Origin of the sequence: Lysobacter concretionis Ko07 = DSM 16239 (assembly GCF_000768345.1) — a bacterium.
Classification (GTDB): domain Bacteria; phylum Pseudomonadota; class Gammaproteobacteria; order Xanthomonadales; family Xanthomonadaceae; genus Novilysobacter; species Novilysobacter concretionis.
The window spans coordinates 361,566-386,139 of the sequence record NZ_AVPS01000005.1; the positions used below are offsets into that span (position 1 = coordinate 361,566).

At 67.0% G+C, this 24,574-nt stretch carries 24 protein-coding genes and 1 tRNA gene; 21 read left to right on the plus strand and 4 right to left on the minus strand.

Annotated elements, in window-relative coordinates; genetic code table 11:
- The first annotated feature begins 26 nt into the window (after positions 1–26).
- Positions 27–102, plus strand: a tRNA-Glu gene (locus tag N792_RS08095).
- A gap of 138 nt (positions 103–240) precedes the next feature.
- Positions 241–564, plus strand: coding sequence for a ferredoxin FdxA (fdxA, locus tag N792_RS08100; protein WP_036193928.1), 324 nt, complete (start codon positions 241–243; stop codon positions 562–564).
- Positions 565–709: 145 nt separating this feature from the next.
- Here the strand turns inward: fdxA and N792_RS08105 are convergent, their stop codons facing one another.
- The gene (locus N792_RS08105; RefSeq protein WP_036193929.1) at positions 710–1,240 is read right to left on the minus strand and encodes a hypothetical protein; all 531 of its coding nucleotides are present in this window, start codon (positions 1,238–1,240) and stop codon (positions 710–712) included.
- A 16-nt stretch (positions 1,241–1,256) separates the two neighbouring features.
- On the minus strand, positions 1,257–2,159 hold the full coding sequence (gene dapA / locus N792_RS08110) for a 4-hydroxy-tetrahydrodipicolinate synthase (protein ID WP_036193930.1): 903 nt from the start codon (positions 2,157–2,159) through the stop codon (positions 1,257–1,259).
- Between the two features lie 208 nt (positions 2,160–2,367).
- Here dapA and N792_RS08115 point away from each other — a divergent pair, with 208 nt between their 5' ends.
- From N792_RS08115 to N792_RS08140, 6 genes are all read left to right on the plus strand, one after another.
- Positions 2,368–2,928, plus strand: coding sequence for a glycine cleavage system transcriptional repressor (locus N792_RS08115; protein WP_036193931.1), 561 nt, complete (start codon positions 2,368–2,370; stop codon positions 2,926–2,928).
- Between the two features lie 12 nt (positions 2,929–2,940).
- Positions 2,941–3,444 (plus strand): peroxiredoxin, encoded by a 504-nt coding sequence (locus tag N792_RS08120; RefSeq protein ID WP_052103737.1) that lies wholly within the window; start codon positions 2,941–2,943, stop codon positions 3,442–3,444.
- A 142-nt stretch (positions 3,445–3,586) separates the two neighbouring features.
- Positions 3,587–4,984, plus strand: coding sequence for a PhoH family protein (locus tag N792_RS08125; protein ID WP_036194051.1), 1,398 nt, complete (start codon positions 3,587–3,589; stop codon positions 4,982–4,984).
- A gap of 4 nt (positions 4,985–4,988) precedes the next feature.
- Entirely contained in the window at positions 4,989–5,660 is a 672-nt protein-coding gene (locus tag N792_RS08130) for a YoaK family protein (protein WP_036193932.1), read from the plus strand.
- A 52-nt stretch (positions 5,661–5,712) separates the two neighbouring features.
- The gene (thiD, locus tag N792_RS08135; protein WP_036193933.1) at positions 5,713–6,567 is read left to right on the plus strand and encodes a bifunctional hydroxymethylpyrimidine kinase/phosphomethylpyrimidine kinase; all 855 of its coding nucleotides are present in this window, start codon (positions 5,713–5,715) and stop codon (positions 6,565–6,567) included.
- The gene (locus tag N792_RS08140) at positions 6,567–7,439 is read left to right on the plus strand and encodes an alpha/beta hydrolase family protein (RefSeq protein WP_052103739.1); all 873 of its coding nucleotides are present in this window, start codon (positions 6,567–6,569) and stop codon (positions 7,437–7,439) included. The genes thiD and N792_RS08140 overlap by 1 nt, the downstream gene beginning before the upstream one ends.
- On the opposite strand, the gene galE is transcribed toward N792_RS08140, so the two are convergent.
- Complete coding sequence (gene galE, locus N792_RS08145) at positions 7,414–8,517, minus strand: UDP-glucose 4-epimerase GalE (RefSeq protein WP_052103741.1); 1,104 nt, start codon at positions 8,515–8,517, stop codon at positions 7,414–7,416. The two genes, N792_RS08140 and galE, sit on opposite strands and share 26 nt — an antisense overlap.
- 377 nt (positions 8,518–8,894) lie before the next feature.
- Between galE and N792_RS08150 the strand changes: the two genes are divergently transcribed.
- From N792_RS08150 to N792_RS13465, 12 genes are read left to right on the plus strand one after another with little or no spacing between them, the layout of a single operon-like run.
- Positions 8,895–9,521: an XrtA/PEP-CTERM system exopolysaccharide export protein gene (locus tag N792_RS08150; RefSeq protein ID WP_036193934.1), complete on the plus strand. Its 627-nt coding sequence runs from the start codon at positions 8,895–8,897 to the stop codon at positions 9,519–9,521.
- Positions 9,518–11,089 carry an XrtA system polysaccharide chain length determinant gene (locus tag N792_RS08155; protein ID WP_156969346.1) on the plus strand — a complete coding sequence of 524 codons (1,572 nt, stop codon included), beginning with the start codon at positions 9,518–9,520 and terminating at the stop codon, positions 11,087–11,089. The genes N792_RS08150 and N792_RS08155 overlap by 4 nt, the downstream gene beginning before the upstream one ends.
- Positions 11,086–11,823, plus strand: a complete 738-nt coding sequence (locus N792_RS08160; protein WP_052103744.1) for a P-loop NTPase family protein — start codon at positions 11,086–11,088, stop codon at positions 11,821–11,823. Before N792_RS08155 ends, N792_RS08160 begins: the two co-directional genes overlap by 4 nt.
- Positions 11,824–11,831: 8 nt before the next feature.
- On the plus strand, positions 11,832–13,238 hold the full coding sequence (locus N792_RS08165; RefSeq protein WP_191150516.1) for an outer membrane beta-barrel protein: 1,407 nt from the start codon (positions 11,832–11,834) through the stop codon (positions 13,236–13,238).
- Positions 13,222–14,409 (plus strand): glycosyltransferase, encoded by a 1,188-nt coding sequence (locus N792_RS13460; RefSeq protein ID WP_191150515.1) that lies wholly within the window; start codon positions 13,222–13,224, stop codon positions 14,407–14,409. The genes N792_RS08165 and N792_RS13460 overlap by 17 nt, the downstream gene beginning before the upstream one ends.
- Positions 14,406–15,557 carry a glycosyltransferase family 4 protein gene (locus tag N792_RS08175; protein ID WP_036193936.1) on the plus strand — a complete coding sequence of 384 codons (1,152 nt, stop codon included), beginning with the start codon at positions 14,406–14,408 and terminating at the stop codon, positions 15,555–15,557. Before N792_RS13460 ends, N792_RS08175 begins: the two co-directional genes overlap by 4 nt.
- 49 nt (positions 15,558–15,606) lie before the next feature.
- Positions 15,607–16,890: an O-antigen ligase family protein gene (locus tag N792_RS08180; protein ID WP_036193937.1), complete on the plus strand. Its 1,284-nt coding sequence runs from the start codon at positions 15,607–15,609 to the stop codon at positions 16,888–16,890.
- On the plus strand, positions 16,887–17,924 hold the full coding sequence (locus N792_RS08185; RefSeq protein WP_036193938.1) for a polysaccharide deacetylase family protein: 1,038 nt from the start codon (positions 16,887–16,889) through the stop codon (positions 17,922–17,924). Before N792_RS08180 ends, N792_RS08185 begins: the two co-directional genes overlap by 4 nt.
- Positions 17,925–17,927: 3 nt before the next feature.
- Positions 17,928–18,680 (plus strand): polysaccharide deacetylase family protein, encoded by a 753-nt coding sequence (locus tag N792_RS08190; RefSeq protein ID WP_052103750.1) that lies wholly within the window; start codon positions 17,928–17,930, stop codon positions 18,678–18,680.
- Complete coding sequence (locus N792_RS08195; RefSeq protein WP_052103753.1) at positions 18,677–19,888, plus strand: glycosyltransferase family 2 protein; 1,212 nt, start codon at positions 18,677–18,679, stop codon at positions 19,886–19,888. Before N792_RS08190 ends, N792_RS08195 begins: the two co-directional genes overlap by 4 nt.
- On the plus strand, positions 19,888–21,114 hold the full coding sequence (locus N792_RS08200) for a glycosyltransferase family 4 protein (RefSeq protein ID WP_036193939.1): 1,227 nt from the start codon (positions 19,888–19,890) through the stop codon (positions 21,112–21,114). Before N792_RS08195 ends, N792_RS08200 begins: the two co-directional genes overlap by 1 nt.
- Positions 21,111–22,853, plus strand: coding sequence for a glucosamine inositolphosphorylceramide transferase family protein (locus tag N792_RS13465; RefSeq protein ID WP_052103754.1), 1,743 nt, complete (start codon positions 21,111–21,113; stop codon positions 22,851–22,853). Before N792_RS08200 ends, N792_RS13465 begins: the two co-directional genes overlap by 4 nt.
- Positions 22,854–22,912: 59 nt before the next feature.
- Here N792_RS13465 and N792_RS08210 read toward each other — a convergent pair whose 3' ends face one another.
- Positions 22,913–23,713, minus strand: coding sequence for a YdcF family protein (locus N792_RS08210; RefSeq protein ID WP_036193940.1), 801 nt, complete (start codon positions 23,711–23,713; stop codon positions 22,913–22,915).
- 118 nt (positions 23,714–23,831) lie between these two features.
- Between N792_RS08210 and N792_RS14265 the strand changes: the two genes are divergently transcribed.
- Positions 23,832–24,449, plus strand: coding sequence for a serine O-acetyltransferase (locus tag N792_RS14265; protein ID WP_052103757.1), 618 nt, complete (start codon positions 23,832–23,834; stop codon positions 24,447–24,449).
- The last annotated feature ends 125 nt before the right edge of the window (positions 24,450–24,574 follow it).

Genomic DNA, 24,574 nt, shown 5'->3' on the forward strand with positions numbered 1-24,574 from the left:
TCACGGTGAGAGTCCGGTGCGGGTTTGCTCCCTTCGTCTAGAGGCCTAGGACGTGGCCCTCTCACGGCTAAAACAGGGGTTCGAATCCCCTAGGGAGCGCCACATACCCGGAAGCCCGCACAGCGATGTGCGGGCTTTCTTTTTGTACGCCGCGCGACACCGCCCCATCGCCACGGCTTGGGGCGGACCGGCGCAAATCGCTACACTTCCACCGTTGTCACGTCACCGGAAATCCAGTCCATGCCCTTCGTCGTCACCGATAGCTGCATCAAGTGCAAGTACACCGACTGCGTCGAGGTGTGCCCGGTCGACTGTTTCCACGAAGGCCCGAATTTCCTGGTGATCGACCCGGACGAATGCATCGATTGCACGCTGTGCGAACCCGAGTGCCCGGTCAATGCGATCTATCCGGAGGACGACGTTCCCGGTGGCCAGGAAATCTTCGTCCAGCTCAATGCCGAACTGTCGAAGGAGTGGCCGGTCATCAGCCAGCGCAAGGATCCGCCGGCGGACGCGCAGGAATGGGACGACAAGACCGGCAAGCTGCCGCTGCTCGAGCGCTGAGGCACGGCCGGCTGCATACGGCCGGCGACGCTTGCCAGCCGACGTGCGCGGCGAAGGATGAGGCAAACAAAAACGGGCACTTCCGTGCCCGTTCTGCATGGCGACGACAGATCCGTCGTCGCGTCATCAAGGATGCGGCGGGAAGTCAGTGGCCGCCCAACGCCGTCTTCAGGGCGGCCACCAGCTGCACCGGCGCTTCACCGGTGGCCGGCATGCCGCGCGGGTCGACCGCGGAGACGTAGGCGCCGGCTTCGGTCTCGCTGACCCGGACCAGGAAGTTGCTGTCCAGGTAGTTCACGTCGAACGCACCCAGCAACTTGGCGCGGCTGGCGATCGTGAGTCCGTCGACCGCCGTCAGGGCAGCATCGACCTTCTCGAACACCTCGTCACGGCTGCCGGCAACCACGAAGCCGGTCGAGGTGCCCGCAACGGGTGCCGCCTGCGCCGCGGCTACGGTTCCCGAAGCGGTTACCGTGCCCGCCGGAGTGCCGGCCGGACTCGCCATCGCCGAGGTGGTGCGCGGCAGGTCCAGATCCGGCGGCACTTCCAGCGGCCGGGTCTGGGCGGTGTACAGCGCGTCGTCCTTGCGTAGCCAGCTGCAACCGGAAACGGCGACCAGGCCGACCACGAGGGCGCCGGCAATTGCGGCACGGGATAACGGGACAGTGGAACGCATAGGGGGAATCTCCAGGTCAACCGGCGACAGCGTCGCAGGCCAGTTCAAGTTCGCGGATGGTCGCAGCAATCGTCGCTGCGGTGTCGTGGTGGCGCGGGGACAGTGGCAACAGGGGCAAGCGCAGACCGTAGCCGATGCCCTGGGCGGCCAGCAGCGCCTTGAGCGGGATCGGATTCGACTCGATGCCCAGGAAGGCATACGTCGCCTCCATGCGCTCGTTCCAGCCTTCCGCGGCCTGCTGCTTGTGATTGCGAGCCAGCTCGCACAAGCGGCGGAACGCACGTGGCAACACATTGGAAGCCACCGAAACCACGCCGTCCGCACCGGCCAGCATGGCCCGGCATGCGGTCGGATCATCGCCGCTGAGGACGACGAAATCACTGGACTGCAAAGCCAGCAGCGCCAGCATGCGCTCGGGCTCGTTGCGCGCCTCCTTGATGCCGATGATGCGCGGATGACCGGCCAGCTGCGCGACCGTTTCCGGCAGCAGGTCTCCGCCGGTGCGCCCGGGTACGTTGTACAGCACCACCGGCAACGCGCCGTCGTCGGCGATCGCGCGGTAATGGGCAACCAGCCCGTCCTGGGTGGGCCGCACGTACGGCGGGGTCACCACCAGCGCGGCATCCGCGCCCAGCGCGCCGGCACGCCGGGTCTGCTCGATCGACTTGGCCGTGTTGGCGTCGCCGGTGCCGGCGATCACCGGTACGCGACCGCCCACCTGCTCCACCGCCGTGCGCAGCAACACGTCGAATTCAACGCCATACAGGGCCGCGGCCTCGCCGGTCGAACCGGCCACCACCAGCGCCTGCGTACCACCGGCCAGTTGCGCGTCGATGAGGCGACGCCATGCGTCGAGGTCGAGCTCGCCGTCAGGGTCGAACGGCGTCGCCAGTGCGGTGATGCTGCCGGAAAGTCGCAAGTCGGAAACCTTTGCATGAGTGGCGGAAGGTGCCGCACGCAAGACTCCACGGGCGGGCTGCAGGCGGCCGATGTTACTTGCGGCGCGAAAGCACGGGCAAGTATGCTGCCTGCAGCCACGCTCCGCTTGCGGATCGTCGTTCAGCTCCCGGGCGACATGCAGTTTGCGTATCGCGCCGAAGCCAGTCCCCACTCTTGCAGGCGCCGCCTTGACCGACCCCAATCCCCGGCCGTCGCCGAATGAAAACCACCTCCTGATCAATGCCTACTCGACGCATCCGGACTCTCCGTTGTTGCCCGTCTCGCGCCGGATCACCGAAAGCGGCTGCAACCTGGTCGATGCACGTCTGTCGACGGTAGGCCGCGACGTCTCGGTGACCGCACTGGCGATGGGCTCGTGGGATGCGATCGCCAAGCTGGAGGCCATGCTGACCCGGCTGGAGCGCGAGGACCACATCAAGCTGATCTGGTACCGCACCGGCGAGAAGCAGATCCAGTCCGACCTGCTGCCCTACATCGTCGAGGTGGTGGCGGCCGACAAGCCCGGCATCACGTTCCAGCTGGCCGATTTCTTCGACCGCCAGGGCATCACCATCGAGAGCCTGCATTGCACCCGCTACCGGGCGATGCAGACCGGCGCGGACATGTTCTCGGCACAGATCACCATCGGCGTGCCGGCCAGCATGCACATCGCCGTATTGCGCGACGACTTCCTGGAGTTCTGCGACCACCTCAACCTGGACGCCATCCTGGACCCGATGAAGTTCTGAGGAGTCATATCGATGCTCGATACCGGCGACCACGTTCCCGCCGACCTGCCGCTCGACCTGTCCAGCGGTGCCACCGCCACGCTCGCCGACTACCGCGGCCAGTGGCTGGTGCTGTACTTCTACCCGAAGGACAGCACGCCGGGCTGCACCACCGAAGGCAGGGATTTCACCGCCCTGCTGCCGCAGTTCCAGGCCGCCGGCGCGCAGATCCTGGGCGTGTCGCGCGACTCGGTGAAGTCCCACCAGAACTTCATCGCCAAGCAGGGCCTGGGGTTTGATCTGGTCAGCGACGCGGACGAAGCGCTGTGCAACGCGTTCGGGGTGATCCGGGAAAAGACCCTGTACGGCCGCAAGTTCATGGGCATCGTGCGCAGTACCTACCTGATCGACCCCGACGGTGTCATCGCCCGGTCGTGGCAGCCGGTGAAAGTCCCCGGCCACGCGCAGGCCGTGTACGAAGCGCTCGCCGGGCACATCGGCGCTGCCGGCGCCCCAGCGCCCGCCGAAACCCGGTGACCGCCTCGACCAGGCCACCCTCGCCACCCCGCATCCGCGGGCACGTGGTGGCTTGGCCGTGTCCGGTGCCCTGCCCCGGCAATACCCTTGTGAGCCACCCGGCAGGCAACCTCCTGTTGTTCCATCCCCAGTGGAGTTCGTGATGACGAGAAGCAAGCGGATCTACGTGCTCGACACCAACGTGCTGATGCACGATCCGACCGCGCTGTTCAAGTTCCAGGAGCACGACATCTACCTGCCGATGCAGGTGATCGAGGAACTGGACAACGGCAAGAAGGGCACCACCGACGCCAGCCGCAACGCGCGCCAGGTCAGCCGCTTCCTCAACGAGCTGGTCGAGGCCGCCGGCACCGGCAGGATCGCCACCGGCATTCCGCTGTCGCCGCCGGGCGGGCTGCAGCTGCGCGGCGTTGCGAGCGCGGGTTGCCTGCGCTTCCAGACCGACCACTTCGATGCCGGCAAGCGCTTCGGCGCGGTGGTGCCGGACAACGCGATCCTCGGCGCGATCCTGGCGCTGAAGGAGGCCGAGCCGGACGCCGACGTGGTGTTCGTGTCCAAGGACATCAACCTGCGGATCAAGTCGGCGATCGCCGGCATCGTGTCGGAGGATTACGAGAACGACCGCGCGCTGGACGACTTCAGCCTGCTCTACACCGGCGCGACCGAGCTGCCGGAGGATTTCTGGAGGCGGCACGGCAAGGAGCTGCGGTCGTGGACCGACAAGGGCCGCACGTATTACGAGATCGCCCGCGTCGATGGCGACAGCTGGTACCCGAACCAGTTCCTGCACCTGCCCGGCAGCGACGAGACCGAGCTCAAGGTCGCCAGCGTCGGCGCTGACAAGGTGGTGCTGCAGATCGTCGATGATTTCCGCCACAACCAGCATTCGGTGTGGGGCATCACGGCGCGCAACCGCGAGCAGAACTTCGCCCTCAACGCGCTGATGGATCCGGACATCGACTTCGTCACCCTGCTGGGCACCGCCGGCACCGGCAAGACCCTGCTGGCGCTCGCCGCCGGCCTCGCGCAGACGATGGACCAGCAGCGTTACCGGGAAATCATCATGACCCGCGCGACGGTCAGCGTCGGCGAGGACATCGGCTTCCTGCCCGGCACCGAAGAAGAAAAGATGACGCCGTGGATGGGCGCGCTGACCGACAACCTGGAAGTGCTGACCCACAACCAGGAAGGCGGCAGCTGGGGACGCGCGGCGACCAATGACCTGCTCGCCAGCCGGATCAAGATCCGCTCGCTGAACTTCATGCGCGGGCGCACCTTCCTGAGCCGCTGGCTGATCCTCGACGAGGCGCAGAACCTGACCCCGAAGCAGATGAAGACGCTGATCACCCGCGCCGGCCCCGGCACCAAGATCATCTGCCTGGGCAACGTCGAGCAGATCGACACGCCTTACCTCACCGAAACCACCTCCGGCCTGACCTACGCGGTCGACCGCTTCAAGGACTGGCCGCACAGCGCGCACGTGACCCTGCGCCGTGGCGAGCGCTCGCGGCTGGCCGATTACGCCTCCGAGGTGCTGTAAGCCGGTGGCGGAACGGTTCGCCAGCTGGGTCTGGGTGGGTGCGGCGGCGCTGGCCTGCGTGGCCGGCATCATCAATGTGGTCGGCTTTCTGGGTTACCAGCAGCAGGCCATTACCCACCTCACCGGCAACACGTCCCTGCTGGGAGCGGCGCTGGTCGCCGGTGACCGCCTGGCGACCGTCCACCTGGCCGGCATGATCGCCGCCTACGTGGTGGGCTCGGCGCTGAGCGGACTCATCGTCCAGGACAGCACGCTGCAACTGGGGCGTCGTTATGGCGTCGTGCTGACGATCGAGGCAGTGATGCTGTTCGCGGCGATCCCGCTGTTCCGCCAGCAGCACCTCGCCGGCCCGTTGCTGGCGGCGATGGCCTGCGGACTGCAGAACGCGATGACGACGACCTACAGTGGCGCGCTGATCCGCACCTCGCACCTGAGCGGCATGTTCACCGACCTGGGGATCATGTTCGGCCACGCCGTCCGCGGAATGCCGCTGCACCGGCGACGGTTGGCCCTGTGCGTGGTGATCATCAGCTTCTTTTTCATCGGCGGCCTGCTGGGGGCGTGGTTGTTCGCGCGGTTCGACTACGGGGCGCTGTACCTGCCGGCCATCCTGACCGGCCTCACCGGGCTGGGGTATGGCGTCTATCGGCATCTGCATCCGCCGGCGGCGCCGTAGCCTTCGTGACCCGCGCGCAGCCATCCGCAACCGATTCCGCGACAATGGCGCCATGACCATCGACCAAGACTTCCGTCCTTTCTGCGCGCTCACCATTGCCGGCTCCGATTCCGGTGGCGGAGCGGGCATCCAGGCCGACCTGAAGACCTTCGCCGCGCACCGTGTCCACGGCCTGAGCGCGATTGCCGCGCTGACTGCCCAGCACACTCGCGGGGTAACCGCGGTACACGTACCCGACACCGGCTTCCTGCGCGCCCAGATCGACGCCTGCTTCGATGATTTCCGGATCGGCGCCGTCAAGCTGGGGATGCTCGCCAACGCCGAGGTCATCCACGCCGTTGCCGACGCGCTGGAGCACTACCGTCCCGCACACATCGTGCTGGATCCGGTGATGGTGGCCACCTCCGGCGCGCGGCTGCTGGAACCGGAGGCACTGGATGCATTGCGCAACCGCCTGATGCCGCTGGCCAGCCTGATCACCCCGAACCTGCCCGAAGCGGAGCTGCTGCTGGGCCATCGCGTCGCCGATGGCGCGGCAATGCAATCCGCCTCCGCGGAATTGCTGGGGGCCGGTGCGCGCGCGGTACTGCTCAAGGGCGGACACCTGGAAGACGGTGGCGACGTGGTCGACCTGCTCGCCGATGGTGACGACCACGGGAGCATCGAGTCGATCCGTCATCCGCGTCTGGCGATCGATGCGCACGGCACCGGCTGCACGCTCGCCTCGGCGGTGGCCGCCGGCCTCGCACTGGGCAGGCCGTTGTCGCAGGCCTGCATCGACGCATCCGATTACGTGCACCGCGCGTTGCGCGGCGGCTACCGGCCGGGACGCGGCGATGTCGTCGTGCTCGATCACTTCGGTGCGGCGCCGACAATGCCAACCGGCCGGCCCGGCGAGGCTGGCTGATGCAGGCGCGGGAGCTGCCGGTCGACGCCAGCGACGGCCATAGCTGGCAGCTGCTGGCCCGCATTCCCGAACAACCCGTCGCCAGTGTGCTGTGGCTGCCGGCGCTCGGCGTGGCGGCGCGCCATTACCTGCCGCTGGCGGAATCACTGGCCGCGCGTGGCATCGCGGTGTTCCTGCACGAATGGCGCGGGCACGGCAGCAGCAACCTGCGCGCGTCGCGGAAGTGCAATTGGGGTTACGCCGAACTGCTGGAAGCAGACCTGCCCGCCAGCGAAGCCGCCCTGGCCGCCGCACTGCCGGACGGGCTGCCGACGATCATCGGCGGGCACAGCCTCGGCGGCCAGCTCGCCAGTTGCCGCATCGCGATGACACCCGCACAACACGACCGCCGGCTGTGGCTGGTCGGCAGCGGGGCGCCGTATTGGCGGGCGTTCCCGACACCCTCGCGCTGGTACCTGCCGCTGGCCTACCGCTTCCTGCCGTGGCTGGCCAACCTCAACGGCGCCCTGCCCGGTCGTCGCCTCGGCTTCGGCGGTCGCGAGGCACGCGGCGTGATCGACGACTGGTCACGCACGGCCATCAGCGGCCGTTACGCGGCCAAAGGCATCGATACCGATCTGGAAGCCGCGCTGGCGGCGTCGGCACCGCGAATCCAGGCCGTGCTGTTTGCGCACGACTGGCTCGCGCCCGAATCGTCGTTGCGCTTCCTGCTGGCGAAGATGCCCTGCGCCGCCGCATCGGTGAGCACGCTGGACGACACCATGCTGGGCAGCCGCGCCGACCATTTCGAGTGGATGAAGCAGCCCGGTGCGGTGGTCGACGCGCTGCTGCGTCCGCCGGGCAAAGTCAGCGCCACGCCTGCGGCTGGGTGACGGTCATCGCGGCATTCAATACGGCCGCGGCAGGACGGGAAACCGCTTCCACCGGCTTCCTCGCCGCCGCACGATAGCCGTCGGGATTCATCGACTGCCACAACCAGGCATCGCGGCACATCGCGTCCAGATCGAGTTGCGCGCGCCAGCCAAGCAACTGCCAGGCCAGGGTCGGATCGGCGTAGACCTCGGCGACGTCGCCGGGGCGGCGGGAAACGACCCGGTAGGGAACTTCGCGGCCGGATGCGCGCTCGAACGCATGCAGCAACTCCAGCACGCTCACGCCACGTCCGGTGCCGAGGTTGAGGGTGACGCTGCGGTCGGCCCGCACCAGGTACTCCAGCGCGTCGGCATGCGCGCGTGCCAGATCGACCACGTGGATGTAGTCGCGCACGCCGGTGCCGTCGACGGTGGGGTAGTCGTTGCCGAACACGCTCAGGCGTTCGCGCCGGCCCGCAGCCACCTGGCAGATGTACGGCATCAGGTTGTTCGGAATACCCGCCGGATCCTCCCCGATCAACCCCGAACCGTGGGCGCCGACCGGATTGAAATAGCGCAGGTTCGCGGCGCGGAAGGTCGGGTCGGACTGGCAGAGGTCTTCGATCAACTGCTCGGCGACCAGCTTGGTGCGCCCATACGGATTGGTGACCTGCAGCGGCGCATCCTCGCGCACCGGAACCTTCCGCGGCGCGCCGTAGACCGTAGCCGATGAGCTGAACACCAGCGTGTCCACCCCGGCGGCCTGCATCGCCTGCAACAGGGAGATGGTCCCGCAGAGGTTGTTGTCGAAATAGTCCAGCGGACGCTCGCAGGACTCACCGACCGCCTTGAGCGCAGCGAAATGCACGACCGCATCGAACCGCCGGCTCGCCAGCACCTTCAACAGCCCGACCCGGTCGCGCAGGTCCAGACGCACGCACGGGACAGGAGCGCCGAGCAGACGCTGCAGTCGTTGCAGCACGCGCGGCTCGCTGTTGATGAAGCTGTCGACGATGACCACGTCGTGGCCGCGTTCGGCCAGCACGACGCAGGTATGGGCACCGATATAGCCGGCTCCGCCGGAAACCAGGATACGCACTCGCCTTCCCCTTGCCACTGCAGTTACCTACGACAAACGCGGAATGCGGCCATTGCCGGTAACCGGACAGTTCCGCGTTGGTATGGGGGTAAGGGATCGGAGGGGTGGTCATCGTTGAGACCCATCGACTCCGCATCCGTTGCATGTGTGCCACCACCCCGTCTGGAGTGAGCCATCCAATGACCGTCACGCCCCCCTGCACCGACCGGACCCCGCCAGTCCGTGATCCCGATGACTTTTCCCGTAATCGGCGACCGCCCTTGCCCGCTCATGAGGCCATCGGCGCCGGGCGCGCCAACAGTCCGGCCCGGTCGCCGCTTCGATGGCCGCTGCCCCCCCGGTTCTGCGTTGACCCGGCTGTACCACAGGGGATTCCCATGATTCGGCACCGTCTCGGTTTTTTCGCGTTCCTCCTCTGCCTGACTCTGATCGCCTGCTCCACCACCGGCGGCTCGACCTCCGGCCCGCCGCCGGCGGCAATGGCGCAAACCAGCGTCGATGCGTACCACATCGGGGTCGACGACCTCGTCCGGGTATCGGTCTGGCGCAACCCGGAGCTGGAAGTCACGGTGCCCGTACGACCCGACGGCAGGATCTCGGTGCCGCTGGTCGGGGACGTTCTGGCCGCCGGACGTACACCGGACGAAGTTGCCAAGGATGTGCAGGAGAAGCTGGCCGCCTTCGTGCGCGACCCGCAGGTGGCGGTGATCCTGACCGAGTTGCGCAGCCACGAATACCTGTCGCGGGTCCGCGTGACCGGCGCGGTGCGCCAGCCGGTATCGATCCCCTACCGCCCGGGCATGACCGTGCTGGATGCGGTGCTGGCCGCCGGCGGGGTCACCGAGTTCGCCGCCGCCGACCGTTCGGACCTGTACCGCAAGGATGGCGAAAATACCAGGAGTTACAGCGTGCGGCTGGACCGCATCCTCAACCGCGGCGACCTGTCGACCAACTTCAACGTCGCGCCAGGTGACGTGATCACCGTGCCGGAGCGCGCCCTGTGAACACCCTGCCGATGGAGTGGTCAGGCGATGACCGGTCCTCGCCGCTGACCTTCGTCCCCATCGCCTTCGAAGAGCTCAAACGCCATCCGGTGAGGTTGTTCGGCCTGTTCGCCGGCATCGCCCTGCTCGCATTGACGGTGGGCATGGTGTTGCCCAAAAAATACGTGGCCAGCACCACCATCCTGGTCGAGCAGGGCAACATCATCGCGCCGCTGATGGAGGGCCGCGCTGTACCTACTGGTGTCGCCAACCGCGCGAGCATCGCCAAGGAGGTGGCGTTCAGCCGCCGGGTGATGAACGAGATCCTGGAAGCCGGCGGTTGGCTCGCCGCAAAGCCCAGTCCGCTGACCCAGGAGCGGCTGATCGAGCAGATCGCCAACCGCACGCAAATCATCAACCCGAGCGACAACCTGATCCAGATTTCCTACACCGACTCGGACCCGGAGCGCGCCTACCAGGTCACCAAGCGCTTCGGCGATCTCATCATCAACGAGAGCCTCGCCGCCAAGAGCCGCGAGAGCCGGCAGGCGTTCGAGTTCATCCAGTCGCAGGTCAGCCAGTACCACGCCAAGCTGACCGGCGCCGAGGCGAACCTGGAGCGCTACCGCACCGAGAATCCCGACGCGCGTCCGGGCACCGATGTGGACGTCAACGCACGCATTGGCGAACTGCGCCGGCAGGTGGAAAGCGCGCGCATGGACCTGCTTGATCTGCGCTCGCAGGAAAGCGCGTTGCAGACGCAACTCTCCGGCGAGAACGAAATCACCATGGTGCAGACGCGGGTCGGCCAGATCCAGGCACGGCTGGCCGAGTTGCAGACCCAGCGCAGCGGCCTGCTGCTGAACTACACCGAGCAGCATCCGGACGTGATCCGCACCCAGCACCAGATCAACGACCTGGAGGCGGAGCTGCGGCGCGAAAGCCAACGCCAGGACACGCGTAGCGCCAACGAACCGGGCGCCCTGGACGGCGCGGCGACCTTCAACCCGCTGTACACCGAGTTGCGCAGCAAACTGGCCGAGGCACGTCGCCGCAGCGCCGCCACCGCCAGCCGCATCAGCACGGGCGAATCACTGCTCGAACAGGAGTTGCAACGCAGCCGCCGGATCGCCGCCTCCGAAAGCAACCTGTCCGAGCTGACCCGCGACTATGAAGTCAATCGCGATCTCTACCAGGACCTGCTCAAGCGCCGCGAGAACGCCCGCCTATCGATGAACCTGGACGATGAAAGGCGGGGCCTCAGCTTCCGCATCCAGGAACCGGCAACACTGCCGTTGCGCCCCAGCGGATTGCGCCTGATGCATGTTGCCGGGGCCGGCCTGATGGCGGCGATCTTCATTCCGCTGGTCTTGCTGCTGGGGATGATCAAGCTCGATCCGCGCGTACGAACGCCGCTGCAGATCGAACACCAGGCCAACCTGCCCGTGCTGGGAACGGTACCGGCCTTCGTGAGCAACCGGCGCCGCGCACAATCCCGCCGGCAGTTCGCCCTGGCTTCGCTGCTGTTCCTGGTGGTTCCTGTCATCTATGGCCTGGTTCTGGCCATGAAGCTGGTGCACGCGCTATGAACGAAGTGCCCCTCCCCGTTATCGACGAGATCGCCGAACGCCGCGCGGCCAGCCGCTCCATCGCGCGTATGGGCAGCTCGCAGGAGCTGACTCCCGCGCAGGCATCGGAACGGCCAATCATCCACCGCTCCGACACCGCGCGTCCGGAAGTCGATGCGTTCCGCGAACTGCGCACCCGGCTGCTGGCAACCTCCGACACCAACTTCGTGACCCTGGTCGCCCCTGTGAGTCGCGGCAGTGGTGGCAGTTTCGTGGCCCGCAACCTCGCCGCCGCCTTCGCTTTCGACGACAGCAAGAGCGCGCTGTTGATCGACTGCGACCTGCGCCACCCCTCCCAGGACACCACGATGCGCGTGGAAGCCTCCAAGGGAGGGCTGATCGACTACCTCGAGGACGTCAACGGCGATATCGGCGGGATGCTCTACGACACCGGAGTTCCCCGTCTGCGGTTGCTACCCATCGGACGTTCCCGCGAGAACGGGGTCGAGTATTTCTCGTCGTTCCGGATGCGGCTGCTGATCGACTCGTTGCGTGCACGCTACCCGGACCGCTACATCTTCCTGGACAGCCCCCCGGTACGCGGGGGCCCGGATGCCCGCATCCTGGCGGACCTCGCCGACGTGGTCGTGCTGGTCACCGGCTACGGTCACGACACACCCGCCGCGATCAGCCAGGCGGCGGCCAGCTTCGACCCGGACAAGTTCGCCGGCGTCGTGTTCAACCAGGGCGTATGAAACCGGTCATGCGCACCCTTTCCGCTGCCGCCCCCCATCCGGGACACCCATCCCCCAGGCCATCGGCCATCCGCCGGTCCCTGCTTGGCAGCGCCGTACTTGGCCTGCTCCCGGGCATGGCCGCGGCGGTGGACCTCAACTACGAGCTGGGCGTTTCGGTGCTGCAGACCGACAACGTCGCCCTGGCCTCGTTCGACGAGACCAGCGAGACCGTCCTGTCGCCAAGCGTGCGCTTCGATCTGGAGCAGCGCGGCTCGTCGGTCCAGGCGAAGGCACGTGGAAGCGTCGCCTACGTGGACTACCTGTCAAACACCTTCGACAGCGACGTGCGCGGCGAACTGGCCGGGGAACTCAACTGGACCGTAGTGCCGCAGCGCATGGACTTTGTCGTCAGCGACTACCTCAACCGGCAACCCGTCAGCGTGCTGACCAGCTTCAACCCCGGCAACCAGCAGCAGGTCAATGTCTTCATTGCTGGACCCAGCTTCTACGCCCGATTGGGCAGCACCTTCCGCGGTCAGCTCGACCTGCGCTACGCCAACAGCCATGCCGAAACGAGCAAGGACTTCAACGGCGACCACTACAATGCCGCCGCCCGCGTGTTGCGCGACACCAGCGCCAACCAGACCATTTCGCTGAACCTGGAATCCACCCGGTCCGAGTACCGCAACCCGGTATTCGACTACACCCGCAACGATGCCTATATCGGCTATTCACTGGCGCTGGCGGCGCTGGAGCTCACCGCCGACGTCGGTTACTCGCATCTGCAACTGAACGACGGCAGCAGCGATCGGAGCCAACCCATGGCGCGCGCATCGGCGACCTGGACGCCGACACCAAGCAGCACGTTCACCGCCGTCGCCCGCCACCAGTTCTCCAATGCCGCCCAGGACATGATCGCCCGGGCACGCGATCTGGACGGATCGATCATGAACGAACTGAACAGCAACGATGTGCTGGTGGGGGCCAGCTCGTTCCGGCGGCAGGAGTTCTACCTGGGCTACTACTTCACCAGCGAGCGCCTGGGACTGCATGTCCAACCCTATTACACACGCGCGCGCTACATCGGCAATCCCCCTGTCGACCCGGGACAAGATCCCGCCGCCCCCGCTCCCGATCCCGGCGTGGAACTGGCCGACCTGCAGCGTCAGCACAACTACGGCACGTTGTTTTCGATGGATTACAAACTGCGCCCCCAAAGCACCCTCTCGCTCGTGCTGGCCTATGACGTGGGGCGATTCGACGCGATCGACCGCAAGGACCGCAACTACTTCGCAGCACTCTCCTTTGCCAATCGCCTGACCCGGCACTGGAGTTGGCGCGCCGACCTGCAACACCGCCAACGCAACAGCTCCACCGCGGATGCCAGCTATGACGAAAATGCCTTCGTACTCAGCATTGCCTACCTCCGCTGACCCGAAGGATTCGGCGGAGGCGCGGCGCGATCCATTGCGCCTGCTGCTGCTGACCGACACATCGATCCTGGCGCCCGGCGGCAGCGAGCGCTTCCTGCGCAACCTGGCCGCGCGCCTGCCGCCTGAGCGTTACCGGATCACCGTCGTCCAGTTGACCCAGACCACCCGCGCCTGGTCGGATGTCGGCCTGCCCGGTGCAATCCAGCACGTGCAGATGCGCTCCCTGCCGATTGCCGCCGCCTACAGCTTTCGTGGCCTGCGTGCATTGCACCGGCTGCGCCGACTGCTGCGTTGCGAACAGTTCGACATCATCCAGTCCCAGCACGAGAAGTCGGACCTGTTCAACGCCCTGCTGCCCCGTCGCAAGGGCGCGATGCACATCTCCAACCGGCGCGACATGGGTTTCAACAAGACCGCTCGCCTGCGCTGGGCATCGCGCTTCCTGAACCACCGCTTCGACTGCGTGGTCGCGCCCTCGCAACCGATCCTGTCCAACCTCAAGCGCAGCGAAGGCATCGCGCCGCGGCGGATGGTGTGGATTCCCAATGGCGTGGATACGCAGCGTTTCCAGCCCGCCTCACCCGACATCCGTCTTGCCAGCCGGCAAGCACTGGGCCTCGCCCCCGACACCGTTACGTTTGGCTGCGTCGCCCGGCTGACCGAGGTGAAACGCCACGCGGACCTGCTCCAGGCGTTCTTCATGCTTCGCCAGCGCGTTCCGCAGGTTCATTTGCTGCTGCTGGGCGACGGCCCACTGTTCAATGCGATCAGTGCCCAGATCCAGGCGCTTGATCTGGCCGGGTCGGTCACCCGGTTGGGCGACCGGCCCGATGTGGAGCGCCTGCTGTCGGCGATCGACGTCTCGGTATTGGCCTCCTCCACGGAGGGCATGTCCAACGCCATCCTGGAATCGATGGCTTGCGGCTTGCCGATGGTCGCCACCGCCGTTGGCGGCAACCTGCAGATGGTGAGGGACCAGGTCAGTGGGCTGCTGGTTCCTCCCTACGACCCGCCATCACTGGCAAATGCCATGCAGGTCCTGGCGAAGTCACCTGCCACCCGCGCGCAGATGGGTGCCAACGCGCGCAAACGGATCGAGCGCGAATTTTCGCTCGATGCCATGGTGCGTTCCTACGACCGGCTGTACGCGAACCTGACGGGACGGCCGTGAACGCCGGCCGGCTGGGCATCCTGCAGCTCCGCTCCAGCGCCGGCCTGTATGGCGCGGACCGCATGGCTCTGACATTGAACCAGGCGCTGAACCAGCCGACGTTCGCCAACGACGGTATCCACAGCCGCCTGTTGAGCATCAACAACTACCGCATGACCCGGCAATCGCTGCACGATGCCGCCACCCGGCAGGGCCAGCCCGCGATGTTGCTGCCCTGCCGCGGACGACTCGACCACCGCACGCTCGGCGCGCTCGCGACCGCCATCACTGTCAGCCAGGCCCAGGTGCTGCACGCCCACGACTACAAGAGCGCGTTCTATGCCTGGCTTGCCAGTCGGACGCGGCCGGTGGCACTGGTCGCCACCTTGCATGGCCAGGTGGAGACTTCGCGGTCGCTGCGTTTCTATCACCGGCTGGAACTCGCCTTGCTGCGCCGTTTCGATGCCCTGGTGGTCGTGGCCGACCGGCAGGCCGAGTCCTTGCGCCACGCCGGCATCGCCGTCGAGCGCATCCGCCAGATCGACAACGCAATCCCGCTGCCAACGGGAATCCCCGCCGCCTCCCCGGCTGTACGCCGGGAGCTGGGCCTGACCGACACCGACTTCGTTTTTGGTGCGGTCGCGCGCATGTCACCGGAAAAAAACCTGTCCATGCTGCTGGACGGATTCGCATCCATTGCCGACAACGGGCGGACGAAGCTGCTCATCGCCGGCGACGGCCCGGAGCGCGGGATGCTGGAAGCACGCATCGAGCAGCTGGGCATCGGCACGCACGTCCGCCTGCTGGGTGAGCGCCGCGACATGCAGCGCGTGTACCCGGCATTCGACTGCCTGGTCCTGCCTTCTCTGAGCGAAGGCATGCCCCTGGTGGTGCTGGAGGCGATGGCGCACGGGCTGCCGGTGATTGCCAGCCGCGTGGGCGATGTGCCGCGACTGCTGTCGCATGCCGATCACGGTCATCTGTTGCCGGCCGGCGATGCCGCAGCGCTTCGCGATGCTCTGCGTACGGTTTCCGAAGCCCCCCGTCTGCGCGACCGGCGCGCCAGTGATTACGTGTTTGCCAGTCACTCGCCGGAGGCGATGGCCGCACGCTACCTGGATGTCTACCAGTCACTGCTGGCACACCACGATGTCCGCCAGAGCGCCTGATTCACCGCACCCGCCTTCCCACGAGCGGTTCCCGCTCGCGGCCCGCGCGTTGCGTACCACCACCAACCCGGCGAAGACGGCATCCCACACCGGCCCTCCTTCCCGGCTCGCCACCGGCCAGCAGACACGTACGCGCAACAACTGGCCGCTGTACCTGTTCGTGTTCCTGTTGCCGCTGCAGAACGTGCAGACCGGCTACATCCCCAACTTCGGCGGCGGCCTGAATTTCCTCAACATCATGACGGCGCTGTCGCTGGTCGGTGCCATGGCGATCCACGGGCGTCTGGCGGTCAACGAGCCCGTCAACCGCTGGGTGCTTGCCTACGCGGCGTATGCGGTGATTTCACTGCTTGTCGGCTACCAGTTCGTCGACGATGGGAGCGCCCACCTGGCCGTGCTGAAAGACCACCTGTTCGGGCTGATGGTGGTCTACCTGGTGCAGATGAGCGTCAATGACTGGACCGGCGTGCGGCGGGTGCTGATCGCCACGATCCTCCCGCTGCCGTATATCGCCAGGGTCACCTGGGCCCAGCACATCAGTGTCGCCAGCTGGCATTACTCCGACGACCTGCGCATCAGCGGCACGTTCTCGATGCTCGGCGCGAACGAGTTCGCCGCCTTCTGCGTCACCGTCGCCGTCGTGCTGTTCGCCCTGCTGATCGCTGCCCGCCTGTCCAGGCGCTGGAAGATCGGCCTGTGCATCGGCCTGGCCTGCATGGTGATGGGCGTGCTCTACGCCTATTCCCGGACCGCCTACATCAGCCTGATCCTCGGGCTGGTGACCGTGATCCTGGTCTGGCGCGGGCGCTGGAAACTGCTGCTGCCGCTTGTTCTGGCCGCGGCGATATTGCCGGGCGTCCTGCCGTATTCGGTGGTCGAACGCTTCGACAGCACCGACGTGGAAGCCGACCACCGCGACGAGAGCACCGAGCTGCGCTTCGTCTACTGGCAGGTGGCCTGGGACAACTTCATCAAGCACCCGATCGTCGGCACCGGCTTCCACAGCTTCCACCACCGGGAAATCAATCCCTACGGCAAGGACACCCACAACCTCTATCTGCGCACGCTCACCGAGGGCGGACTCATCGGCGGCGCCGTGCTGCTGGGCCTGTTGCTTGCGGTGCTGCGGACCGCGCTGCGCGAGTTGAACCATTCGCACAGCGGCACCCTGCGCTATGCGCTCGCGCTGGGGCTGGTCGGCGCGTGGACGGCGCTGGTCTGCAGCAACCTGTTTGGCGACCGCTTCACCTACTACCCGATGGCCGCCTATTTCTGGGCCTACGTTGCCTTGGTGGTGAAGGCCCGCCATTTGCCTGCCGAGGACCACGCATGACGATGCAATCGCTGACCCGCTGGCTGTCGTATGCCTTTGCCGTGGGCACGCATTACAGCGGCATGGACCGGCTGTACCGGAAGTTCGCGGGCGGCGGACTGGTAGTGCTGATGCTGCATCGCCTGCGCGAGGAGCACGACCCCTACCCGCTCAGCACGACCCGGCCGACCCTGCGCCAACTGATCCACTGGCTGCGGCAACGCAACGCCCTGGTCAGCCTGGATGACGGCCTGCGCGCGCTGTCCGATCCGCGACACGCCCGGACCGGCTACGCCATCACCTTCGACGACGGCTATCGCGACAACCTGCGCCTCACCGAAGGCGATCTGGCATCGGTACCCGCCGTGGTCTACCTGGCCACCGGACATGTCGGCGGGGAGCCCATCTGGGCCTATCAACTGACCCACGCGATCGATGCCCGCACCCGCGACCATCTCGACATGGCGGACCTGGGCCTGGGCCATTTCGACCTCGCCGATCCGGTCGACCAGGAGCGCGCCTACGCCTGGCTGCCGCCGCGTCTGAAACAGCTTTCGCAGGAGCAGCTGGAGGCCCGCATCGCGCTGATTTTCGAACAGTTGCAACCGCAACCCACCCCGTCGGAACAACGCGAGATGCTCGACTGGGACGACGTCCGCCGACTGGACGCCCGCGGCGTCGCCATCGGCGGACACACCCGCAGCCATGTCCTGCTGAGCGGTGTCGACGAAGCCACCGCCCGCGACGAGATCAAGGCATCCCACGCCCACATCAGCCGCGAGCTGAAGGTCGCGCCACGCCACTTCGCGTACCCCAATGGCACGCTGGACGACTTCGGCGAGCGCGATGCGCGGCTGGTGCGCGACGCCGGCTTCCACAGTGCGGTCACCACGCTTGAAGGGGTCAACCGCTTCGGCGTCGATCCGTTCTGGCTGCGTCGCTACAACGTGCACGAGGCACGCTATCGCGCGCCGTCCGGGCACCTCTCCAAGGCCCTGTTCTTCAGCGATACCAGCGGACTGCTGAGTTGGCTCAAGACGCGGGCGAGGGCCTGATCCATGCTCCCGATCCTGATGTACCACGGCCTTCATGCCGATCCGCACGCGCCCGGCCGGTACGACCCGGTGTACAGCGTGCGACCGGACGATTTCGCCCGCCAGCTCGACTGGCTGCTGGCTCACGGCTACCAAAGCGTGCGGCTGGGCGAGCACGCCGGGGATGCCACCCGCCAGGTCGTCATCACCTTCGACGATGGCGACATCTCCAACCTGACAGTCGCCCTGCCGCTGCTGCGCGAGCGCGGTCTGACAGCGGAGTTTTTCATCTCCTCGGACTTCCTCGGCCAACCGGGGATGCTGGCACCGGCGGATGTCGGCACGTTGTCCGCGGCCGGCATGGGCGTGGGCTCGCACGGACGCAGCCATGCGTTCCTGGCGGACCTGGACGAGGCCGACCTCATCGCGGAGCTGCTGGAAAGTCGCCGGCGCTTGCAGGTGCTCAGCAGGCAGGGCGTGGTTGCACTGGCGCTTCCGGGCGGACGCGGCGGTGCGCGCGAACGGTGGCTGGCGCTCGCGCTGGGTTACCGGCACCTGCTCGGTTCGACGCCGGGTCCGAACCGGCGCGCTGCCAACGGAAACTGGTGGGAACGGCTCGCCGTGACCCGATCCCTGTCACTGCCGGAATTCGGCGCGCTGGTCGGTTGGCAAGGGCTGTCGCCGCGCATTGCGCGCGCCCGCTTCCTTGCCCTGGCCGTGCCCAAGCGCGTGCTGGGAAACGACAGTTACCAGCGCCTGCGCGCGAGGCTGCTGTGAACGCCGCGCTGATCTTCTGGCTGTGCATCGCCATGGTCGCCTACGCCTACGCGGGCTACCCGTTGCTGGTCGCGTTGCTGGCGCGGTATCGCGGAAGCACGCCCCTGCGCCAGGGCCTGACGCTGGAGAGCGCACCGTCGAAGATCACGCCCCTGGAATGCATCGCGGCGGACAGCAACGCCGGGAACGACACGCATTGGCCACCGCCCCTCACCGTCGTGGTCGCCGCCTGCAACGAGGAAGCCCGCATCGCCGGACGCGTGCGCGACGTCCTGGCCCAGGACTATCCCGCCGACCGCCTGTGGGTCCATGTGGTCAGCGACGGCAGCACCGACCGCACTGCGCAGGCCGCCGATATCGGCGATCCGCGCGTGACGGTGCGATCCCTGCCAGGCAACGTCGGCAAGGCGGCGGCACTGAACGCGGCACTGACTGGGGTCGACACCGGACTGGTCGCCTTCACCGACGCCCGCCAGCGTTTTGCGCCCGGTGCCCTGCGCCACCTCGTGGCCGCTTTTGCCGATCCCGCCGTGGGTGGCATCAGCGGCGAGCTGATGATCGCGCCGCATGCCCACGACCCCCGGCTGGAGAGCGTCGGCCTCTACTGGCGCATGGAAAAATCCCTGCGTGCCAACGAAGCCCGGCTGGGCTGGTTGCACGGAGTGAGCGGCTCGATCCATGCCCTGCGGCGCGAGTTGTTCCGGCCATTGCCGGCGGGCACGGTGCTGGATGACATGTGGTTGCCGTTGCAGGTGCTGCTGGGTGGCCACCGGATCTGGATGGAACGCGACGCCATCGCCTGGGACAGCCCCAGCGGGCAGCCGCGGGAGGAGTTCCAGCGCAAGCTGCGCACCCTCGCCGGCAACTGGCAGTTGCTCGCCCGCCTGCCGGTGCTGATCCACCCATCGCGTAATCCGGTGTTTTTCGCGTGGTTCTCGCACAAGTTCCTGCGCCTGCTCGTGCCCTGGGCCCTGCTGATGGCGTTGGTGGCCAGCGCACTGGCACCGGGGCCGCTGTATCGGGGATTGTTTCTCGCCCAACTGCTTGCCTACGCGTGGGCCATCGCCGGCCTGCGATTGCCGCGGTTGGCCGCGCGCATCCCGCTGCTGCCCACCGCCGGCACCTTCCTCATGCTGAACCTCGCCGCCCTGCTCGCCCTGCCGGTATCGCTGGCGTGGCAGCCGTCGCAACTGTGGAAAAAACACTGATGTCCCGCGTGCTCGCCCTCACCAGCCGGTTGCCCTACCCGCCCAGGGAGGGCCATCAACTGCGCTCCTGGCACCTGCTCAAGGCGCTGGCATCGCGCCACGACGTCACGCTGATGAGCTTCCAGCGCAACGACGACGCGATCACCGAGGCCGGTCCGCTGCGCGAGATTCTTCATCGCCTGGAGACCTTCCCCATCCCCAGCGAGCGCTCCAGCGTGGCGCTGGGGCACGCCCTGGCCCGCGGAACCCTGACCCGTGCACCGTTCCTGGCCGCGAAGTACGACTCGACAGCGTTTCGCCGAGCGTTGCGACAGCTGTCGCGCCATGCCGACCTGGTCCATTTCGACATGCTGCCGCTGATGGCCCATGCCGATTGCGTCCCGGCCAGCATCCCCCTGGTGATGAACGCGCACAACGTCGAGCACCAGTTGCTGGCCAAGCGCGCACTGATCGAACCGGGCGCCTTGGCGCGGGCCTTCCTGACCCGGCAACAGCCGCGGTTGCGCCGCTTTGAACAGGCCGCCTGCCAACGCGCCGATGCGGTGCTGGCGTGCTCGGAAGCCGACGCGGTGTCACTGCGCGCACTGGCACCGGGCGTCCCGTTTCATGTGGTGCCCAACGGCGTGGACCTGGCGGCGAACCGGCCATCGACGCAGGCCGGTGACCGCAACCGGCTTGTATTCGTCGGCCAGATGGGGTGGTTTCCCAACCGGGACGGGGTGGAGTGGTTCCTCGACGAGATATTCCCGCGCATCCTCGCCGTGCGTCCGGCGACCGAGTTCGTGCTGGTCGGCAAGTCCGACGGCCTCCATGTTCCCGAGCGCGTGGCAGCCAGTGTCCGCCTCGCCGGCTTCGTTCCCGACCTGCGTCCCGTTGTGCAGGATGCGGCGGTATACGTCGTGCCGCTGCGCGCAGGGAGCGGCACCCGGCTCAAGGTGCTGGAGGCGATGGCACTGGGAAAGGCCATCGTCACGACCACGATCGGCAGCGAAGGCATCGCCTTGCAGCATGGCGACGAAGTGCTGTTTGCGGACGACCCGCAGGCATTCGCCGACGCCGTCCTGTCCCTGTTCGATGCGCCCTTGCGTGCTGCCCGGCTCGGCACGGCCGCGCGCGCGTGCGCCGAAGACCGTTACGGTTGGGACGCCATCGGCAAAGACCTGCTCGAGCTCTACGATGACCTGCTCCGAGCCGGCATGCTGGCACGCGTGGGAGCCCTGGCATGAACCTGCAGGCCGTCTCGGCACCCATCGCACGCACCAGTGCCGCACCGCGTCCCGGCCAGGTCGAGCTGTATCCACCGGTCCAGCTCGCCACCGCCCCCTTGCGCATCGGCCTGTTGCTCGACTCGGCGACCGTACCCGCCTGGGTCGCGCGGATCGTGACCCAGATCCAGGCCAGCCGCTTCGCCACGGTCACCGTGGTGATCCTGAACGCCGAGCCTTCGCCACCACGCCCGCTATTGTCGACCCGGATCCGCACCCGGCTCCGCCACCTGCTTTACGACCGCTATACCCGCCGCGACAGCGCCCGGGTGGACGATGCGGAATCGGCATTCGCGCCACGCGACCTGCGCCCCCTGCTGGATCGCGCGCAGTGGCTGGACGTCGTTCCCAAGCGGCGTGGCCACGTCCACCGCTTCCGGTCCGCTGACCTGAAACGCGTAAGCGCCAGCAAGCCCGACCTGCTGCTGCGCTTCGGATTCAACATCCTGCGCGGCGAGATCCTCACCCTCGCGCGCTACGGCATCTGGTCCTACCACCACGATGACAGCGCCGAATACCGCGGCGGCCCGGCCATGTTCTGGGAGATCCACGAGAACAATCCGGTCACCGGAACCGTGTTGCAGAAACTGGGCGAGGAACTGGATGCCGGCGAAATCCTGTACCGCTCACACGCCGCGACCCACTCGCACTCGCTGGCGCAGAACCGCAACCCCGCGTACTGGAAAGCCTCCTCGTTCGTATTGCGTTGCCTGCGACGTCTGGCCGAGCACGGTACGGTCCAGGTCACCGCGGCGGAACCCTGCGGCAAGCCGCTGTACCGCGCTCCGGGCAACCTGCAGATGGCCCGGTTCCTGGGCCGGACCGCGCTGCGCAAGACGCGGATACGGCTGGAGGATCGCCTGCGCACCCCTCACTGGTTTGTCGCCTGGCGACAAGGCGGCGATCGGCTCGATCCGACCGCGCCGCGCATGACCGGGCTGCGCGAGCTGGCCTGCCCGCGCGGCCACTTTTACGCCGACCCGATGCTGCATGAGCACGACGGCCAGCCCTGGCTGCTGGTGGAGGACTTCGACTACGCCCGTGGCAAAGGGCATCTGGCCGCGATTCCGTGGGGCAGCGATGGTCCGGCCGGGCCGGCGCACACCATGCTGGATCTGCCCGTGCACCTGTCCTATCCGTTCGTGTTCCGCTGGAACAACGAGACCTACATGGTTCCCGAATCCGGTGCGGCCCGGCGGGTCAGCCTGTTTCGCGCACGCTCGTTCCCCGACCACTGGGAGCACGTCGGCGACCTGCTGCAGGGTCACCGCGCCGTCGATGCCACCCTGCACGAGCACGCGGGGCGCTGGTACCTGTTCGCCAACGTCTGCGAAGCCGGCGGGGGCACCCACGACGAGCTGTTCCTGTTCCATGCCGCCACCCCGCTGGGGCCATTCCAGCCGCATCCCTGCAACCCGATCGTCTCCGACGTACGCCGCGCACGACCGGCCGGACGCCTGTTCCGGCATGGCGGCAGGCTCATACGCCCTTCCCAGGACTGCGCCCGCGGCTACGGCCAGGCACTGGTCTTCAATGAAGTGCTGAAACTGTCCCCCACGCGCTACCACGAGCGCCCGCTCAGGCGACTGATGCCCGACTGGGCGCCGGGATTGACCGGCTGCCATACCTACTCACGCCTGGGCGACATCGAGGTCATCGATGGCAAGCGCCCCACCTGGCGGCATATCGTCGGTGCATGACGCCGGGGAAGGCCTGAGCCATTGCCGTCACGTCATCCCCGCGAAGGCGGGAGTGACGATCAATGGCGAATTCCCTGGATCGCTGGCCCGGATTCCTGTCCCCCGGTGCGCTTCAGGCGGTACGCGCGGTAACGGTACATCCCGGTACCCAGGATCTCGTAGATCGCCATTTCGGACTTCCTCAACCCGGAGCGTTGCGGCAGGTAGTAGCCAAGGCTTCCGGGCGGCTGGTAGTCGCTGTCGCTCGGTTGCGCGCAAGGCTGGAAATCCGCGGCGCGAAACGCGATCAGCGCCCGCGGCAGATGCAGTGCCGAACTCACCACACGGATGCGATGGGAACCGACAAGGTCACGAAGCGCGAACGCGCTTTCCCAGGTCGTAGTGGAATGCCGCTCGGCATGCAGCACCTTTGCTGGAACGCCCCAGTCGCGGGCCAGCGCCACCAGGACCGTGCTTTCCTTCATCGCGAACGGACCGCCACCGGAAATGAAGAATTCGCTGTCTGGGCTCTTCTGCCACAGCAGTACCGCCGCGCGCAGGCGTCGCCAGCTGTCCGGCGCAAGGGCCACGTAGGGGTCGTCGGTCGCCGGATCGGTCTCGAACCCGGCCGACAGCAGCACGATCGGCGTGGCTCCCGACCAGTCCCCAGCAACATCGGCACAGCGCATGCCGGCAGGAATCCCGGACTCGACCTGACGCACCAGCGCATTGCCCCCGAACGGGGTCAGCAGTGCCAGGGCCGACACCAGCGCGATGACTGCCATTACGCGTGCCCCGGTCCCCAACCGGGACCACTGCAACGGCAGCACCGCCCCCAGCAACAACACCCAGGTCAGCGGCGAATAGAGCAGATAGGACATCGGATCACCGGGAATCGCCTGGCTTGGGGTGGCCGCTGCGGTGGCTGCAGTCCGTGTTACACAGTACCGGAGGATGATCCTTCTCTGCCTCCGACCCCACGGTTTTCAGGAGCCTGCATTGTTCGAGACCCTGCGCCAGGACCTGCGCCGCTATCACCGCGCCGAGTTGCCCGGCGGCGCGCGCGGAGCGTGGGTCAGAGCCTGCTTCACCTACGGCTTCATCGCGGTATGCCTGTACCGCTACGGTCGCTGGGCCCGATCGCTGAAGCCAGGATGGCTGGCGCTGCCGTTCAAGGCTCTCTACGTGGTGCTGAAGATGCCGCTGGAACTGATCCTGGGCATCGACATTTCACTCAATGCCGATATCGGCCCCGGCCTCTATATCGGCCATTTCAGCGGCATTTTCCTGCACTGCGATGCCGGGCGGAACCTGAGCGTCACCCAGGGGGTGACCATCGGTTACAAGGGCGCAGGCAAGTCGGACCATTGGCCGCAATTGGGCAATGACATCTATATCGGCGCTGGCGCCAAGGTCATCGGCAATATCCGCATAGGAGACGGCGTGGTGATCGGCGCGAACACGGTGGTGACCCGGGATGTTCCGCCCCACATGCGCGTGGTCGGCGCAGCTGTCCGGATGTCTCCCTTGCTGACGCCCACACCCGTTGGCCGGGCAGAATCAGCAACAGCCGGTTCCGACAAGGCATTGGAAGCCACATCGGAATCGACACGCTGAGCCCGGAAGGGTTCGCCAGATATCGCCAAGCCCATGCCGATCGCACCCCCCATACGCGCTCTGGTCGCGGCGCTTTCCGGCCTGCTTCTTTTCACGGCCATCGGATCGGCGCAAGCCGCCACCAC